The following is a 15131-nucleotide window of genomic DNA, read 5'->3' as shown; positions in this document are numbered from 1 at the left end:
GTATACCTCTCGAACCGAGGGGGAACCGATGACCGACCCGACCGAAGCCGAGGTCAAGGCGGCCGGCCGATGGCTGGCGAAACACGACGTCCCGGCGAGCCGGCTCACGCCGTTACTCGTCCGGCGGCTCGGCGTGCGCGCGGGCGCGCGACCCGGGCCGACGTGGACCGGGATGCTCGCCGGACTGCTGCTGATCGCGTTCGGCTCGTTCGCGGTGCAGTTCCTGTCACTGCTGCCCGGCGTCGACCACGACGACCTGCCCGAAGGCCGTGCCGCCTTCTGCCTCTTCGCCGGGCTGCAGCTCCTCCTCTGGTTGCCGGTGCGGTGGGCCGACCGGCGCACCGCGGCCTGGCTCGGCTCGACCGCACCCGCGCCGCGACCTTCGTGGCGCGGGGTGCTCAACGGGTGGTTCGTCGCGGCCCTGGTGATCACGTTCGGTGGTGGCGCGGCCTTGGCGGTGGCGATGGTCCTCTCGTCCGGCAGTGTCTGGGCACTGCTGTGGCTCGGGCTGCTGGCGCTGGGCACGGTCGTGGTGGCGGCAGTGCTGATCGGCGTGCTGACCCGGCCGGTGCTCGCCGACGACGAGCTCTCCCGCTCCGTCGACGGGATCCTCCGCCGCACCGAGACCTTCCTCGCGCTGCCGGCGTTCTACGCGTTGCCGGTACTCGCCGACCTCGCCACGACCAACCGCCAGCCGCCCGGGTTCGCGCCGTGGCTGATCGCGTACGTCGTGGTCGCCGTCGGTGTGCAGGCGGCAGGGCTGGTCCAGCACCGGCGCCGGGGCCGGCTAACGGTGACGGCCTGAAGCGACGGCGGGTGTCTCGGAGCGGAAGCTGCGCCCGAGCTGCTCGCCGAGGCCGAAGTAGTGGCGGAAGTTGTAGATCAGCGGGCTCCACTTCGCGGGATCCACGTGCTGCGTGCCGGGCACGACCAGCTCCGGCGCGGAGTGCACCCGCAGCACGTCGGCTTCGATGACGACGAACCCGGCGCGCTCGCGGACGGCCGCCGCGCGGGCTTCCAGCTGCAGCGGGCATTCGGCGATGCGCGGCGGCCGGACCAGCTCGGCCGGTTGCGACCGCAGACCGGCCGCGGCTCGTACCGGAAGCGGTCGCGTTTGTGCTCGGGCACCGGGTCCGCGCCCGTCAGCGGGGCGAGGCGCTCCACCGCGGCCCACTGGCCGGGGCCGGGCAGGTTGAGCACGAGGTCGGGACGCGAGCCGAGGTTGCGCGCGCCGTGGCCGCTGCGGGCCAAGCCGAGCACCACGACCTCACCGAGCGCCCAGGCCGACGACATCGGCGTGATGTTCGGGGAGCCGTCGGCGTTATCCGTGGTCAGCAAGGCGACCGGCGTGCCGAAATACAGGATGCAGGGGGCAATCGCGACATGATCGTTCACGAGCGCCCACGCTAGGCGCGCCGCGCTTCGGTCCCGGCCGAAGCGACCGGCCGGCTCAGAACTCCTCGGCGATCGAGGACCAGAACCGCAGTGCCGCTCGTTCCATCTCCAACCCCAGCCGCAGCGGGATCATGCGGCGCGCGTACGTCGGCTCGGAACCGAAGCGACGCTGCATGTCCTCGTACACCGAGATGCGTTCCTCGTGCTGCTTGATCTGCTCCCGCGCGAGGTTCACGATGTTGCCGGAGTCGCCCAGCTCGTTGAAGAACAGCTTCATCTCGGCGATGTCGCGCATCTCGAAGTGCTCGTGCGTGGGCGCGGCGAGCCACGCGCGCACGGCTTCGCGACCCTCGTCGGTGAGGCTGTAGACCTTGCGGCGCCGCCCGGTCTGCTCCGTCTCGACCTCCAGCAGCCCCATGCGCTCCAGCCGCTCCGGCTCCGAGTACAGCTGCGCGTGGGGGAAGGACCAGAAGTACCCCACCGAGTGGCCGACGGCGCGCTTGAGGTCGTACGGCGTGGACGGGCCACGCAGCCCGATCGTCCCCAGCACGACGTAGGAAGTCGTGCTCAACCGTCCGCTTGACATGCCCTCGACCCTACCGTAATTTCGCCCACAGTCCGAAACAGACGATACGATTCGGATTATCGATCTCCGGGAGTGCGACGATGGACTTGGTGAGATCGTTCCGCTGGACGGCGGAGCGCTATCCGCATCGCCGGGCCGTGGGCGGCCGGCACCCGATGACCTACGCGCAATGGGACGAACGCACCGACCGCCTCGCCGGCGCGCTGACGCGGCTGGGCGTGCGCCCCGGTGACCACGTCGCCCTCCTTCTCGCTGGTGGCGAGCCCTTGGCGAGCCTGCACCTCGCCGTGCAGAAGACCGGCGCGATCTCCGTTCCGCTGTCCACCCGCTTCAGTGCCGACGACGTGGGCTACTGCCTGCGCGACTGCTCCCCCGCGCTGCTGATCACCGACAGCACCACCGACCCGACCGTCGCCGGTATCGCCGAGCTGCCGGTCCGAGCGCACTCCGGAGCGGCGCTGGATGCACCCGAGCGAGTGACGCCGCTGGCCCGGCTGCTGGACTCCCCCGCGCCGAAGCACCAGCCGGCCGAAGGTGACACGAGCGTCATGCTCTACACGTCCGGCACCACCGGCCGGCCGAAAGGCGTGCCCCGCCGCCACTCCGCCGAGCACGCGGCCGCGGTGGCGCACCTGATCCAGACCCAGCACCGCACCGGCGAGGTCGCGCTCGGCGTGATGCCGATGTTCCACACGATGGGCATGCGCGCGCTGCTGGCCAGCATCGTCGCGGCGGGCACCTGGGTGCCGCAGGAGAAGTTCGACGCCGAGGAGTCGCTGGAGCTCATCACCGAAGAGGACGTGAGCGCGCTCTACCTGGTGCCTACCGCGTACTGGTCGCTGGTCCACACCGGACGGTTGGCGGAGGCGAAGTCCGTGCGCCGCCTCGCCTACGCGGGCGCGTCGATGACGCCGGCCCTCGCCGAGCGGCTCGACGCCGAACTGAGCCCGGAGGTCTTCGTCAACCACTTCGGCAGCACGGAGATCTACACCTTCACGATCGGGCCCGACGTGCGCCGCAAACCGGGTTGCGCCGGCCGTGCCGGGGTCTTCTCCCGCGTCCGCTTGGTCAGCCCGGCCGAGGGCGCGTCCCCGGACGACGTCGTGGCGCCGGGCGAACCGGGCCAGGTGGCGGTGTCGCTCGAGAGCCCGGAGGCGTTCAGCGGGTACTGGCACCGCCCCGACGCCGACGCGAAGTCGTTGCGCGCCGGCTGGTACTTCACCGGCGATCTCGCGACCGAGGACGAGGACGGCGACCTGTGGGTCGCGGGCCGCGTGGACGACATGATCAACTCCGGCGGCGAGAACATCTACCCCGAGGACATCGAAGACGCCCTCGTGCGCTGCCCGGCCGTGGCCGAGATCGTGGTCGCCGGGCTCCCCGACGACCGCTGGGGCAGCGCGGTCACCGCCTTCGTCGTGCCCTCGGCCGGGCACCGGCCTGAGGAAACGCTGGCACAGCTGGAGTCCTACGCCCGCGAACACTCGGGGCTGCCGTCGCTGAAACGGCCCAAGCGTTACCTGGCCGTGGCCGGCATCCCCAAGTCGGCCGTCGGCAAGATCCTGCGCCGCGAGCTGACCGCGGGCCACTACCGCCAGCTGGCGCAGCTCGTGCCGGGCGGGGAGCGCGCATGACGGCGGCCCGCATCGAAGACGTCCCCTTGCTGTGCGGCAAAGGGAAGTTCCTCGACGACCTCGACCCGATGCGCGGCTCGCTCGTCGCGGCGGTCGTGCGCAGCCCGCACCCGCACGCGCGCATCCGGTCCGTCGAGCTGTCGCGTGCCCGCGCCCACCCCGGCGTCGCGGTGGTCCTCGGGCCGGACGACGTGCTCGCGGCACTGAAGCCGTTCCCGCTCTCGCTCAAGACGCCGATTCGCTACTACCCCACCGGGACCGACAAGGTGCGGTTCGTCGGCGAGCCCGTGGCCGTCGTCGTCGCGACCGACCGCTACACGGCCGAGGACGCGGCGGAACTGGTCGAAGTGGACTACGAGCCGTTGCCGCCCGTGGTCGACTCCACGCGCGCGATCGCCGAGGACGCACCGCTGCTGCACGAGGAGCTCGGCAGCAACGTCGCCACCGACCGCACGTTCAGCTTCGGCTCGGTCGACGAGATCTTCGCCGGCGCCGCCCACGTGGTGACCGGCGAATACCGGTTCCCGCGCTACACCTCGGCCCCCATGGAGTGCTACTCGGTCGTCGCGGAGTGGCTGGAGGACGTCGACGGACCCGGCGTCACCGCCTGGGCCAACTTCCACGGGCCGTTCTCCATGGTGCCGGTGCTCGCGGCGGGCCTCGGGCTGCCGACGTCGCGGGTGCGGCTGCGCGTGCCCGCGGACATCGGCGGCAGCTTCGGCATCAAGTCGGGCATCTATCCCTACGTCGCGCTGATGGCCTTGGCCAGCAAGCACTGCGGCCGGCCGGTGCGCTGGACCGAGGACCGGGTGGAGCACCTGCTGTCGAGCTCGGCCGGGTCGGACCGGTGGATGCGGTTCGAGGCCGCCGTCGACGCCGACGGCAAAGTCGAGGCCCTGCGCGCGGACCTCGTCGACAACGTCGGCGCGTACCTGCGCCCGCCCGAGCCCAGCACGCTCTACCGCTGCTTCGGCAACATCACCGGCGCGTACGGCATCGGCGCGGTGGCGATCCGGGCCCGGGCGGTGGTCACGAACAAGACGCCCACCGGCCTCAACCGCGGCTTCGGCGGCCAGCAGCTCTACTTCGGGCTCGAGCGGATCATGGACCGCGTCGCCCGTGAGCTCGACCTCGACCCGGCGGAGATCCGGCGGCGCAACCTGATCCAGGCCGGCGCGTTCCCGTACCACACGCCCAGCGGCGGCGTGTACGACTCGGGCGACTACCCGCGGGCCTTCGAGCTGGCCCTGCGCAACGCCGACTACGAGAAACTGCGGGAGCGTCAGCGCCAGGCCCGGAAAGCCGGCGAGTACTTCGGCATCGGCATGGCGACGATCGTCGACCCCTCGGCGACCAACATCGGCTACGTCGGCCTAGCCACGCCGGCCGAGCAGCGCGCGACCGGGCGCGGGAAGTCGGGCAGCACGGAACACGTCCGGATCAGCGTCGACCCGCAGGGCGTGGTGTCGGTGCTGCTGGGCACCGTGCCCCAAGGCCAGGGACACGCCACGGTCGCGCGTCAGCTCGTGGCGCAGCGGCTGGGGCTGCCGCAGGAGTCCGTGCGGCCGGTGGTCGAGATGGACACGGCCACCACACCGTGGACCATCACCTCCGGCAGCTACTCCTCACGCTTCGCTCCCTTGCTCACCAGCGCGCTCGTCGCCGCGGCCGACAAGATCGCCGAGACGATCCGGGCGGCGGCCGGGGTGCTGCTCGACACGGACCCCGCCGGGCTGGAGCTCGCCGACGGGTTCGTGCGCAAACGCGACGCGCCCGAGGAGCGGGTGGCGTTCCGGCACGCCGCCGGACTGGTGCACTGGGACCCCGGGTCGCTGCCGGAAGGGGTGCCGGCACGGCTCTACGAGGAGGCCGCGTTCAACCCGCCCCAGGCCAAGGCACCGTCCACAGGGGACCAGATCAACTCCAGCCTGTGTTACGGCTTCGTCGCCGAGCTGGTCGCGGTGCGCATCGACCCGGTGACCCTCGCCGTGGAGGTCGAACTGGTGTCCACAGTGCACGACGCCGGCACGATCCTGAACCCGAAGCTGCTGGAAGGCCAGGTGCACGGGGCTCTCGCGCACGCGCTCGGCGGCGCGCTCTACGAGGAGCTCCGCTACGCCGATTCGGGCCAGCCCACGTCGGCGACCTTCATGGATTACTTCTGCCCCACCAGCGCGGAGGCCAGCTACCCGCTGATCAGCGACCACCTCGAGACGCCCTCGCCGTTCACCACGCTCGGCGCGAAGGGCTGCGGCGAGGGCTCGAGCATGAGCCTGCCGGTGGCGATCGCCAACGCGGTCACCGACGCGCTCGGCGTCGAGGTCACGACCCTGCCCCTGCACGGCAACGTCGTGCACGAACTACTGGAAAGGAAGGCCTGATGGCGCTCACCGGAGGCGAGATCCGGCTCGGCCGCACCCACGACGGCCAGGTCGCCGAGCTGACGCTCTCCCACGGCCGCTTCACGATCATCACGTGGGAGATGCGGCAGCGGATGGCGGAGCTGTTCGCCGAGATCGACGCCGACGACGACGTGCGCGTGGTGGTGCTGAAGTCCGACGGCGAGCACTTCTCCTCGGGCGGCGACATCCCCGGCTTCATGGAGGTCGAGCCGGTCGACTTCACCGACCTCGGCCACAACGTCACCGCGCCCTCGCGCAGCAGGAAGATCGTGGTCGCGGCCGTCGACGGCTACTGCTTCGGCGTGGGCCTGGAGCTCGTGCTGTCCACGGACATCCGGCTGGCCACGCCGCGCAGCCGGTTCGCGTTGCCCGAGATGAAGCTCGGCATGATCCCCGGCAGCGGCGGCACGCAGCGGCTCGCGCGGCTGATCGGCCTGTCGCGCGCCAAGTTCCACATCCTCACCGCCGAGCGGATCACCGGAGAACAGGCCCTCGACTGGGGCCTGGTGGCCAAGCTCGCGGCCGACCGCGACGAGCTGTACGCGGAGACGGACAAGGTCGTCGAGACGCTGCTCGGCTACTCACCGATGGCCGCGCGCACCGCCAAGGAAGTGCTCGACAAGGGCGTCGACGGGCCGCTCTACACCGGCATCGAGCTGGAACGCAAAGCGTATGCGATGCTGCGCGCGAGCCACGACTTCGCCGAAGGTGTGGCGGCGTTCATCGAGAAGCGGCCCGCGAAGTTCCAGGGGCGCTGAGCCGTGAAAGCCGCACCGTTCGCCTACGTCCGGCCCGCGACGCTCGACGACGCCGTCGCCGAGCTCGTGCGCAGCGCCGGCGAGGGCAAGGTGCTCGCGGGCGGCCAGTCGCTGGTGCCGATCCTGGCGATGCGGCTGGCCCGTCCGTCCACTGTGGTCGACATCGGGGCACTGTCCGAATTGGACTTCGTGCGCCGCGAGGGAAACGAGCTCGTAGTCGGGGCCCTGGTACGCCAGCGGACGCTCGAAGGCCACCCGCTCGCCGCGGAAGTGCCCCTGCTGCTCCTGGCGCTGCCGTGGATCGGGCACCGTGAGCTGCGCAGCCGGGGCACGGTGTGCGGCAGCATCGCGCACGCCGACCCCGCCGCCGAGCTGCCCGCCGTGGCTTGCTGCCTCGGCGCGTCGCTCGAGATCGCCGGTCCGGCCGGCCGGCGCACCGTGGCGGCGGCCGAGTTCTTCCACGGCGCCATGGCCACCTCGGTCGGCGCCGAGGACGTGCTGGCCGCGGTACGCTTCCCCGTGGCCGGCTCGGGTGAGGGCTTCGGGTTCGCCGAGATCGCGCGCCGGCACGGGGATTTCGCGCTGGCCGGGGTGGCCACGCGGTTCCGGGCCGGCGACGGGGAAGCCGTGCTGACCGCGTTCGGGGTGTCGGACCGGCCGGTCACGCGCGACGTCACCGGTCTCGGCGACGACGAGGTGGCCGACCTGGCCCGCGGCCTCGTGGACACCGCGGGCGACACCCACGGCTCGCGCGAGTACCGGCAGCGGCTCGTGGCGGCGTTGGCCGTGCGTGAGCTGGCCCGGGCCCGACGAGCGGCGGAAGGAGGATCGGCATGACCTCCCCGCCGCCACTGCCACGCCCGGTCCGCGCGGAAGCCGGCGAGCCCCTCGACGTGACGATGACCGTGAACGGCACCGAGGTGTCGCTGTCACTGCCCGCGCGCGTGACGCTCGCCGACGCGCTGCGCGACCACCTCGGCCTCACCGGCACGCACCTGGGCTGCGAGCACGGCGTGTGCGGGATGTGCACGGTGCTGGTCAACGGCTCCGCCGCCCGCGCGTGCCTGCTGTTCGCCTGCCAGCTCGACGGCGCGGACATCGTGACGGTCGAGGGCCTCGGCCGCCCCGACGACCTGCACCCGTTGCAGGAGGCGTTCGGCGCGCACCACGCGCTGCAGTGCGGGTTCTGCACGCCGGGGTTCCTGCTCAGCTCCTACGACCTGCTGGCGCACAAGCCGGACGTCGCCGAGGAAGACCTGCCCGTGGAGCTGTCCGGCGTGCTGTGCCGCTGCACCGGGTACCGCAACATCCTCTCGGCGGTGTCCGAAGTGGCCGGTGCGCACCGCGACGGGATCCCTGGGCCGCGCAACTGCGGCCGGCACGTGCTGATGGGCCACACCGCGGCCGAGCCCGGCGCCAAGTCCGCGCCCGAACCGGTGGGTGTCCGGGAGATCGAGCTGCCGCAAGGGGATCCGACGTTCACCGTCGAGGTCACCCAGGAGCTCACCGCGTCGCTGGAGAAGACGTGGGCTGTGCTGGACGACATCGACCTCGTCGCCGCGTGCCTGCCCGGGGCGGAGCTCACCGAGCACCTCGGCGACGAGAAGTACCGCGGCCGGGCGCGGGTCTCCGTCGGGCCGATCCGGCTGTCGTTCGTGGGGCTGGCGCAGGTCACCGAACGCGACGCGGCGGCGCACCGCCTGCGGGTGATCGGCCAGGGCGAGGACGCCGGGGGCGGGCGCACCCAGGCCGACATCCTCCTCGTCGCGGAGGAAGCCGGCGCCGGGACGCGACTGCGGGCGACCGCGCAGGTGTACCTGACCGGCCGGATCGCGCAGTTCGGCCGGGCGCTGGCCGGCGACGTCAGCCGGCGCATGTTCGAGCAGTTCGCCGCGGCCGTGGAGGAGACCGCGGTGTCCGGGGTGCGCACGACGGCAAGGAAGCCGCCGGGCGCACTGGCCCTCCTCGCAGCCACTCTCGTGGCGAAAGCCCGGGAATGGGGCCGGCGCCTGCGCCGGGCCGAGCACAACCCACCCACACATCCGAAAGGGACTCAACGATGAGTTCGACCGCCCCGATCGACAAGATCCTGAGCGACGCCGTCGACGCCGGCGATGTGCCCAACGTCGTGGCCATCGCCGCCGACGACAACGGCATCATCTACGAAGGCGCCGCAGGCCCGCGCGCCGCCGGCAGCGCCGACCCGGCGTCCGCGGACACGCACTTCCGCATCATGTCGATGACCAAGATGGTCACGACCACCGCCGCGTTGAAGCTGGCCGACCAAGGACAGCTCGACCTCGACGCGCCCGTGGAGCGGTACCGGCCCGAGTTCGCCGAGATGAAGGTGCTCGAGGGCTTCGACGGTGACCAGCCCAGGCTGCGGGCGCCGGCGTCGCAGGCGACCGTGCGGCAGCTGATGACGCACACGTCGGGCCTGAGCTACTGGTTCTGGAACGCCGACATCGTGAAGTGGGAGAAGGCCACCGGCATCCCGAACGTGCTGTCGGGCCAGAAGATCGTGCTGACCGCGCCGATGATCGCCGACCCCGGGACCAAGGTCGAGTACGGCACCAACACCGACTGGCTGGGCCAGGTGGTCGAGGCCGTCGCGGGCGTGACGCTCGACGTGTTCTTCAAGGAGCACATCACCGGGCCGCTGGGGATGACCGAGACGTCGTTCGCCCCGACCGGCTCGCAGCGCGCCAACCTGGCCCCGGTGCACGTCCTGGGCGAGGACGGCAAGTGGCTGGCCACCGACATCAACATCCCCGAGCAGCCCGAGTACTGGGCCGGCGGCCACGGCCTGTACTCCACGCCACGCGACTACCTCAAGTTCCAGCGGATGCTGCTGGGCGGCGGCACGCTCGACGGCACCAAGGTGCTGGAACGCTCCACTGTGGACGCCGCGTTCACCAACCAGATCGGCGACCTGGACTTCCCGGCGCGCATCCCGACCGCGGACCCGACGTCGTCGTACGACTTCGCCGCCGGGCCCGGCAACAAGTGGGGGCTGGGGCTCGTCGTCAACAGCGAGCAGCGGCCGGGCATGCGCGCCGCCGGCAGCGGGACGTGGGCCGGGCTGTGCAACTCGTTCTTCTGGGTCGACCCGGTGAACCGGGTGACGGGCGCGATCTACAGCCAGTCGCTGCCGTTCGTGCCGCCGCCGTTCATCAAGCTCTACGAGAACTTCGAGCGGGCGCTGTACGCGACGCGCTAGGTCCTCAAGCGGCGACTTCCCCGGCCGGGTGCCGCGACCATCCGGCCGGAGTCGTCGGATTTCTCGCTCAGGCGGCCAGCGCCAGCCCGCCGTCCACCGCGAGGACCTGACCGGTGAGCCACGCCGCGTGCGAGTCGGCCAGCCGGACGATCCACGCGGCCACGTCGGCCGGCTGACCACGGCGGCCCAGCGGGATGCGCTCGGCCTCGGCCGCCTTGACGCGGTCGACCTCCTCCGGCGAGAGGCCCGCCGACGCCAGCGCTTCGCTCTCTGTCGGTCCCGGAGCGACCGCGTTCACGCGCACTCCGTCGGGCGCCAGCTCGAGCGCCCAGCTGCGGGTGAGGGATTCGACGGCCGCTTTCGACGCGCCGTAGTGGGCCGCGCCGGCCAGCGGGCGGTGGCCGAAGGTGCTGGAGACGTTGACGATCGCGCCCCGGCTTTCCCGCAACGGCTTCAGCGCGGCCCTCGCGAGCAGGCTCGGCGCGACGACGTTGACGGCGAACAGGCGCTCGACCCCCTCGGCGGAGGTGTCGGCCAGCGGCATCCCGGTGAAGATGCCGGCATTGTTGACCAGGACGTCGAGCCGGCCCCAGCGGCGGAGCGCCGAGTCCACAACGGACTCCGCGGCCCCGGTTTCCGCCAGGTCGGCCGCGTGGATCACGATCGCCGGGTGCCGGGCGGCGGTTTCGGCGAGGGCTTCGGCCCGCCGTCCGACGCCGAGGACTTTCGCCCCCGCGTGCGCGAACGCCTCCGCACTCGCGCGGCCGATGCCCGATCCGGCACCGGTGACGATCACGACGTGTCCGGACAGGTCGCTCGACGTCGGGTCCACGGGCTTGCTCCTTCGTTCGATGTTCTGCGAACGTCGAACGTAGCACGTTGTTCGGCCGTCGTAGAATGACGGTCGGCACTCCCTCTGACGAACGGATCCGCATGAGGCACCCGACGCCCCCGCCGGCGCCCGAGGACATGACGCTGGCCGAGGTGCTCACCGCGTTGAGCGACTCCGTCCGCCTCGGCCTGGTGCGCCAGCTCGCCGACGGCGCCGAACGCAAGTGGGGCGACCTGCGCGCGCCCGTCGCCAAGTCCACGCTCAGCCACCACCTCAAGACCCTTCGCGGCGCCGGCGTCACCGAAACCCGCGAAGACGGCACCCGCTGCTTCGTCACCCTCCGTCGCGAGGCGCTCGACCAGCGGTTCCCCGGCCTCCTGGACGCCGTGTTGAAAGCCGCCGACGAGGAGCAGATCGGCGAGGCGCCCGCGCTCGACAGGACCGTCTCGCGCCCCTAGCCTGACTAGAGCGATCGCTCTAGTGGGAGGCGCCATGCCGACGATCGAACTGTCCGCCGGGCCGATCGACTACGTCGACACCGGCGGCACCGGGCCCGTGGTCGTGTTCACCCACGGCTTTCCGATGAACGAGACGCAGTGGCGCAAGGTCTTGCCCCGGTTGGACGGCTATCGCTGTGTCCTGCCGACGCTCCCCCTCGGCGCCCACCGCACACCGATGCGCCGCGACGCGGACCTCTCCCAGCGCGGCCAGGCGCTACTGCTCGGCGAGTTCCTGGAGCGCCTCGGCCTCACCGACGTCACCCTCGTCCTCAACGACTGGGGTGGCCCGCAATTCCTCGTGTCCGAAGGCCGCGCGGACCGCGTCGGCCGGCTGGTGCTCATCGCGTGCGAAGCATTCGACAACTTCTGGCCGCCACCCGCCCGGCCGCCGGCGCGGCTCGCCAAAGTGCCCGGCGGCGCCTGGATCCTCATGCGCCTGCTGCGCACGAAGTTCTTCCGCCACAACGAAAAGAGCTACGGCGCCCTCGCCAAGCACGGTATCCCCGATGCCGTGCTCGACGACTGGTTCGCCCCGGCCACCCGCGACCGCGCCATCCGCCGCGACCTCGCCAAGTTCGCCGTCTCCACCCCGGGCCGCGACGTCCTGCTGCGCTGGACCGCGCGACTCTCGGACTTCGACCGGCCGGTGCTCGTCGTGTGGGCACCGGAGGACCGCATGATGCCGGCCTCCCACGGCCGCCGCCTGGCGGAACTCTTCCCGGCCGGCCGGCTCGTCGAAATCGCCGACTCGTGGACCCTCGTCTCGGAAGACCAGCCGGACCGCCTGGCCGAAGTACTGCGGGAGTTCCTGCCCGCGGCGGCCTGAACCGCTACTGCTGATACGGAGGACGCGGCTGCTGGTACCCCGGCGGCGGGGATTGCTGAAACCCCTGCTGCGGCTGGAACCCCTGCTGCGGCTGGTACCGGGGCTGCTCCTGGTATCCCTGCTGCTGGTATCCAGGCGCCGGCGGGAATCCCGCCGGCGGAGCGAAGCCGGGCTGCTGCTCGGACACCGGCTGGGAAACCGGGCCGGGACCCTGGTTGGCCCGTCGCCGGATCGCGACGACCAGCCGCCAACCGCACGCGGCCGCGATCCCCACGCCGATCCCGAACGCGACCCACCGGCCGCCACCCTCGAACGTCTTGTCGTCCTCGATCGACTCCTGCAACTTCTCCTCGTAAGTCTCACTCGACGTCACGCCGTACTGGGTCCGTTCACAGGTCTGCCCCGGCCGCATCTCATCACTGCCGCACAGCACCTTGCCCGACGACCCGGTACCGAACAGGCCGATCGCCATCAACCCCAGCCCGCACAGCAAACCGACAGACCACCACACCACGCTCTTCATTCATCCCCCTCCGTGCATATCGGATAGCGGGGCATATCAGACCACAAATCGAACTGTGACGCACAGGCTTCCGACGTAACTTTCGAAAGAAAGAACCCACCCGGGTGGCGGGGGCGACTTCCGCGGGGCTGCGGCGCTGACGAACGAGCCATGATCCCGCCCGCGTCCGTTTCGATCCTCGCGCACCGGGTAGGCCGCGAAGGAACGAAACGAGACGAAGGGAGTCCCATGAGCACCATCACCGAGTTCGTGGACGTGCACGCGCCGGTCTCCGCCGCGTACAACCAGTGGACGCAGTTCGAGTCGTTCCCGCGCTTCATGGACGGAGTGGAGGAAGTGCGCCAGGTCGACGACACGCACACGCACTGGAAGATCGCCATGGGCGGGGTCACGCGGGAGTTCGACGCGACGATCACCGAGCAGCACCCCGACGAGCGCGTGGCGTGGGCGTCGGACTCCGGGCCGAAGCACGCGGGCGTGATCACGTTCCACCGGCTCGACGACAAGACCACCCGGGTGACGGCCCAGATGGACCTCGACCCCGACGGCTTCGCCGAGGCCGCCGCCGACAAGCTCGGCATCCTCGACCGGCGGGTCAAGGAGGACATGCAGCGGTTCAAGACGTTCATCGAGCACCGCGACGGGCGCGAAACCGGCGCCTGGCGCGGCGACGTCGCTCCCCCGCCGCAGCACTGACCCGGTTTCACCGCCCGTGCGCGGGGTAACCGGCAGGCAGGAAGGGAGCCACCCATGACTGCCGACGAGAAGCAGCTGGACGAGCAGCTCGAAGAAGTGCGCCACGCGATCAGCGAGGCGAAGGACGCCGCCCAGGAAGCCCGCGATTCGCGCCCTGATCCAATGGGCGACGGTTCCGGGGCGGCGGATTCCGGCCGGCGGCAGGAGGAAACACCATGAACGACCCGGAAAAGCACGAAGAACGCGACGACCCCTACGGCGAGTCCGCCGAGGAGCAGCGCGAGACCGTCCGCGGCGAGCAAGGCACCTCGCGGGACCCGCACGACGACACCGACCCGCAGTCGGGCTCCTGACGGGTTTGACCCACAGCGCCCCGGGTATCCGCCGCTCACGAGCGAAGGAGGAGCCGTGCCTCAGGAAACCTGGAGCGACAAGCGCGAGCGTCAGTACGAGCACATCAAGTCGTCACAGAAAGACCGCGGAGCCAGTACCTCCCGGGCCGAGGAGATCGCCGCCCGCACCGTGAACAAGAACCGCGCCCGTTCCGGCGAGTCCCGCACCGCCAGCAAGACCTCGATCCGCGACAAGAGCCCGCAACAGCGCGGCGGGGAACGCAGCGGCCGGGGCCTCGGCCCGGGCGGGCCGACCAAGGACCAGCTCTACAACGAGGCCAAGCAGCGCAACATCAAGGGCCGCTCGAGCATGACGAAGAAGGAACTGCAGAAGGCCCTGGGCCGCTGACGGACGGCCCGGGCCCGATCCCGTCGGCAGCCCCCTGCCGACGGGTTCGGCTCGTCTGCTGTGGACCCCTGTCCCGACGAGGGAGGCACCCTTGAGCAGCCGGCTGATCGCCGTCGCCATCGACTGCCGCAACGCCGAGGCACTGGCCGAGTTCTGGCGCGAGGCCTTGGACTACCCGGCCACCGAACGCTGGACCGACCGCCACGGGCTGACCTACATCGAGCTCAAGGCGCCCGGCCGGGCGTCGCTGCTGTTCCAGCCGGTACCCGAGGGCAAGACCGTCAAGAACCGGCTGCACCTCGATGTCGCGCCCGGCACCATCGAGCAGCGCGACGAGGTCGAACGCCTCGTCACCCTCGGCGCGAAGATCCTCGACGACCCGGCCGACGAGCACTGGATCGTCCTGGCCGACCCCGAGGGCAACGAATTCTGTGTCCTGCCCAGGCACTGAGCCCGGGCGGTTGACCCGATTCGGAGTGGGTACCCGACAGGGCGAAACGCTGGGAGCACGAACATGAGCACCGACGACCTCGCCTCCGTCCTCACCGAGGACCACCTGGTGTTGAGCCGGATCTGCACGGAACTGGAGACCGACCACACCAGCCCGGAGAACCGCCGGGAAGTGGCCGATCACCTCATCGCGCAGCTCGTGCGGCACGAGGTGGCCGAGGAGCCGCACCTGCCGCTCGGCCCCGCCCTGTGCGGTGTCGACGATCTGATGCGCCGGCTCGAAGGCCTGGGACCGCAGGAGGCGCGGTTCGAGCGTTTGCTGGCGACGTTGATCCACGCCGTGCGGCAGCACCTGCGTGAGGCCGGCCCCGCGGTCACCGGGCTGCGCAATCGCTGCCCGGCCGACCGGTTGAAGGAGCTCGGCCAGGAGGTCCTGAAAGCGCGGCAGGCCGCGGACTCGCTGCCCCACCCGGCGATCGCCGACCGCACACCCCCGGACGCGCTGCTGCGGACGGGGCCGGGGTTCGTCGACCGCGTGCGGGCGGCGCTGACCGCCGTCCGCTGAGGC

The 15131-nt window shown here is 71.4% G+C and carries 19 protein-coding genes; 15 read left to right on the top strand and 4 right to left on the bottom strand.

From position 1 onward, the window contains the following. The first annotated feature begins 28 nt into the window (after positions 1–28). Positions 29–805 carry a hypothetical protein gene (locus QRX50_RS31290; protein ID WP_285966710.1) on the top strand — a complete coding sequence of 259 codons (777 nt, stop codon included), beginning with the start codon at positions 29–31 and terminating at the stop codon, positions 803–805. A 77-nt stretch (positions 806–882) separates the two neighbouring features. On the opposite strand, the gene QRX50_RS31285 is transcribed toward QRX50_RS31290, so the two are convergent. After that, complete coding sequence (locus QRX50_RS31285) at positions 883–1395, bottom strand: hypothetical protein (RefSeq protein WP_285966709.1); 513 nt, start codon at positions 1393–1395, stop codon at positions 883–885. 55 nt (positions 1396–1450) lie between these two features. After that, entirely contained in the window at positions 1451–1981 is a 531-nt protein-coding gene (locus tag QRX50_RS31280; RefSeq protein WP_285966708.1) for a PadR family transcriptional regulator, read from the bottom strand. A gap of 80 nt (positions 1982–2061) precedes the next feature. Here QRX50_RS31280 and QRX50_RS31275 point away from each other — a divergent pair, with 80 nt between their 5' ends. The 6 genes from QRX50_RS31275 to QRX50_RS31250 are packed head-to-tail and all read left to right on the top strand — an operon-like array spanning position 2062 to position 9995. Beyond that, positions 2062–3615, top strand: a complete 1554-nt coding sequence (locus tag QRX50_RS31275) for an AMP-binding protein (protein ID WP_285966707.1) — start codon at positions 2062–2064, stop codon at positions 3613–3615. Continuing rightward, complete coding sequence (locus QRX50_RS31270; RefSeq protein ID WP_285966706.1) at positions 3612–5996, top strand: xanthine dehydrogenase family protein molybdopterin-binding subunit; 2385 nt, start codon at positions 3612–3614, stop codon at positions 5994–5996. Before QRX50_RS31275 ends, QRX50_RS31270 begins: the two co-directional genes overlap by 4 nt. Beyond that, positions 5996–6775: an enoyl-CoA hydratase/isomerase family protein gene (locus QRX50_RS31265; protein ID WP_285966705.1), complete on the top strand. Its 780-nt coding sequence runs from the start codon at positions 5996–5998 to the stop codon at positions 6773–6775. The genes QRX50_RS31270 and QRX50_RS31265 overlap by 1 nt, the downstream gene beginning before the upstream one ends. Positions 6776–6778: 3 nt before the next feature. Continuing rightward, on the top strand, positions 6779–7612 hold the full coding sequence (locus QRX50_RS31260; protein ID WP_285966704.1) for an FAD binding domain-containing protein: 834 nt from the start codon (positions 6779–6781) through the stop codon (positions 7610–7612). Next, positions 7609–8838, top strand: a complete 1230-nt coding sequence (locus QRX50_RS31255; RefSeq protein ID WP_285966703.1) for a xanthine dehydrogenase family Fe-S subunit — start codon at positions 7609–7611, stop codon at positions 8836–8838. Before QRX50_RS31260 ends, QRX50_RS31255 begins: the two co-directional genes overlap by 4 nt. Further along, positions 8835–9995 (top strand): serine hydrolase domain-containing protein, encoded by a 1161-nt coding sequence (locus QRX50_RS31250; protein ID WP_285966702.1) that lies wholly within the window; start codon positions 8835–8837, stop codon positions 9993–9995. Before QRX50_RS31255 ends, QRX50_RS31250 begins: the two co-directional genes overlap by 4 nt. A gap of 67 nt (positions 9996–10062) precedes the next feature. Here the strand turns inward: QRX50_RS31250 and QRX50_RS31245 are convergent, their stop codons facing one another. After that, a complete protein-coding gene (locus QRX50_RS31245; protein WP_285966701.1) occupies positions 10063–10827 on the bottom strand; it encodes an SDR family NAD(P)-dependent oxidoreductase in 765 nt (254 codons plus the stop codon). 101 nt (positions 10828–10928) lie between these two features. Between QRX50_RS31245 and QRX50_RS31240 the strand changes: the two genes are divergently transcribed. After that, positions 10929–11285 carry an ArsR/SmtB family transcription factor gene (locus tag QRX50_RS31240; RefSeq protein ID WP_285966700.1) on the top strand — a complete coding sequence of 119 codons (357 nt, stop codon included), beginning with the start codon at positions 10929–10931 and terminating at the stop codon, positions 11283–11285. 34 nt (positions 11286–11319) lie between these two features. Continuing rightward, positions 11320–12153 (top strand): alpha/beta fold hydrolase, encoded by an 834-nt coding sequence (locus tag QRX50_RS31235; RefSeq protein ID WP_285966699.1) that lies wholly within the window; start codon positions 11320–11322, stop codon positions 12151–12153. A 4-nt stretch (positions 12154–12157) separates the two neighbouring features. Here QRX50_RS31235 and QRX50_RS31230 read toward each other — a convergent pair whose 3' ends face one another. Next, entirely contained in the window at positions 12158–12676 is a 519-nt protein-coding gene (locus tag QRX50_RS31230; protein WP_285966698.1) for a hypothetical protein, read from the bottom strand. A 228-nt stretch (positions 12677–12904) separates the two neighbouring features. Here QRX50_RS31230 and QRX50_RS31225 point away from each other — a divergent pair, with 228 nt between their 5' ends. From QRX50_RS31225 to QRX50_RS31200, 6 genes are all read left to right on the top strand, one after another. Next, entirely contained in the window at positions 12905–13372 is a 468-nt protein-coding gene (locus QRX50_RS31225; protein WP_285966697.1) for an SRPBCC family protein, read from the top strand. Between the two features lie 54 nt (positions 13373–13426). After that, on the top strand, positions 13427–13591 hold the full coding sequence (locus tag QRX50_RS31220; RefSeq protein WP_285966696.1) for a hypothetical protein: 165 nt from the start codon (positions 13427–13429) through the stop codon (positions 13589–13591). Further along, on the top strand, positions 13588–13725 hold the full coding sequence (locus QRX50_RS31215) for a hypothetical protein (RefSeq protein ID WP_285966695.1): 138 nt from the start codon (positions 13588–13590) through the stop codon (positions 13723–13725). The genes QRX50_RS31220 and QRX50_RS31215 overlap by 4 nt, the downstream gene beginning before the upstream one ends. A 55-nt stretch (positions 13726–13780) precedes the next feature. Continuing rightward, entirely contained in the window at positions 13781–14113 is a 333-nt protein-coding gene (locus QRX50_RS31210) for a plasmid stabilization protein (protein ID WP_285966694.1), read from the top strand. A gap of 91 nt (positions 14114–14204) precedes the next feature. Next, a complete protein-coding gene (locus tag QRX50_RS31205; RefSeq protein WP_285966693.1) occupies positions 14205–14564 on the top strand; it encodes a VOC family protein in 360 nt (119 codons plus the stop codon). Positions 14565–14627: 63 nt separating this feature from the next. Then, positions 14628–15128, top strand: coding sequence for a hemerythrin domain-containing protein (locus tag QRX50_RS31200; protein ID WP_285966692.1), 501 nt, complete (start codon positions 14628–14630; stop codon positions 15126–15128). Positions 15129–15131 lie beyond the last annotated feature (3 nt).

Source organism: Amycolatopsis sp. 2-15 (genome assembly GCF_030285625.1).
GTDB classification, from domain to species: domain Bacteria; phylum Actinomycetota; class Actinomycetes; order Mycobacteriales; family Pseudonocardiaceae; genus Amycolatopsis; species Amycolatopsis carbonis.
This window is presented reverse-complemented; position numbering and strand designations above follow the sequence as displayed.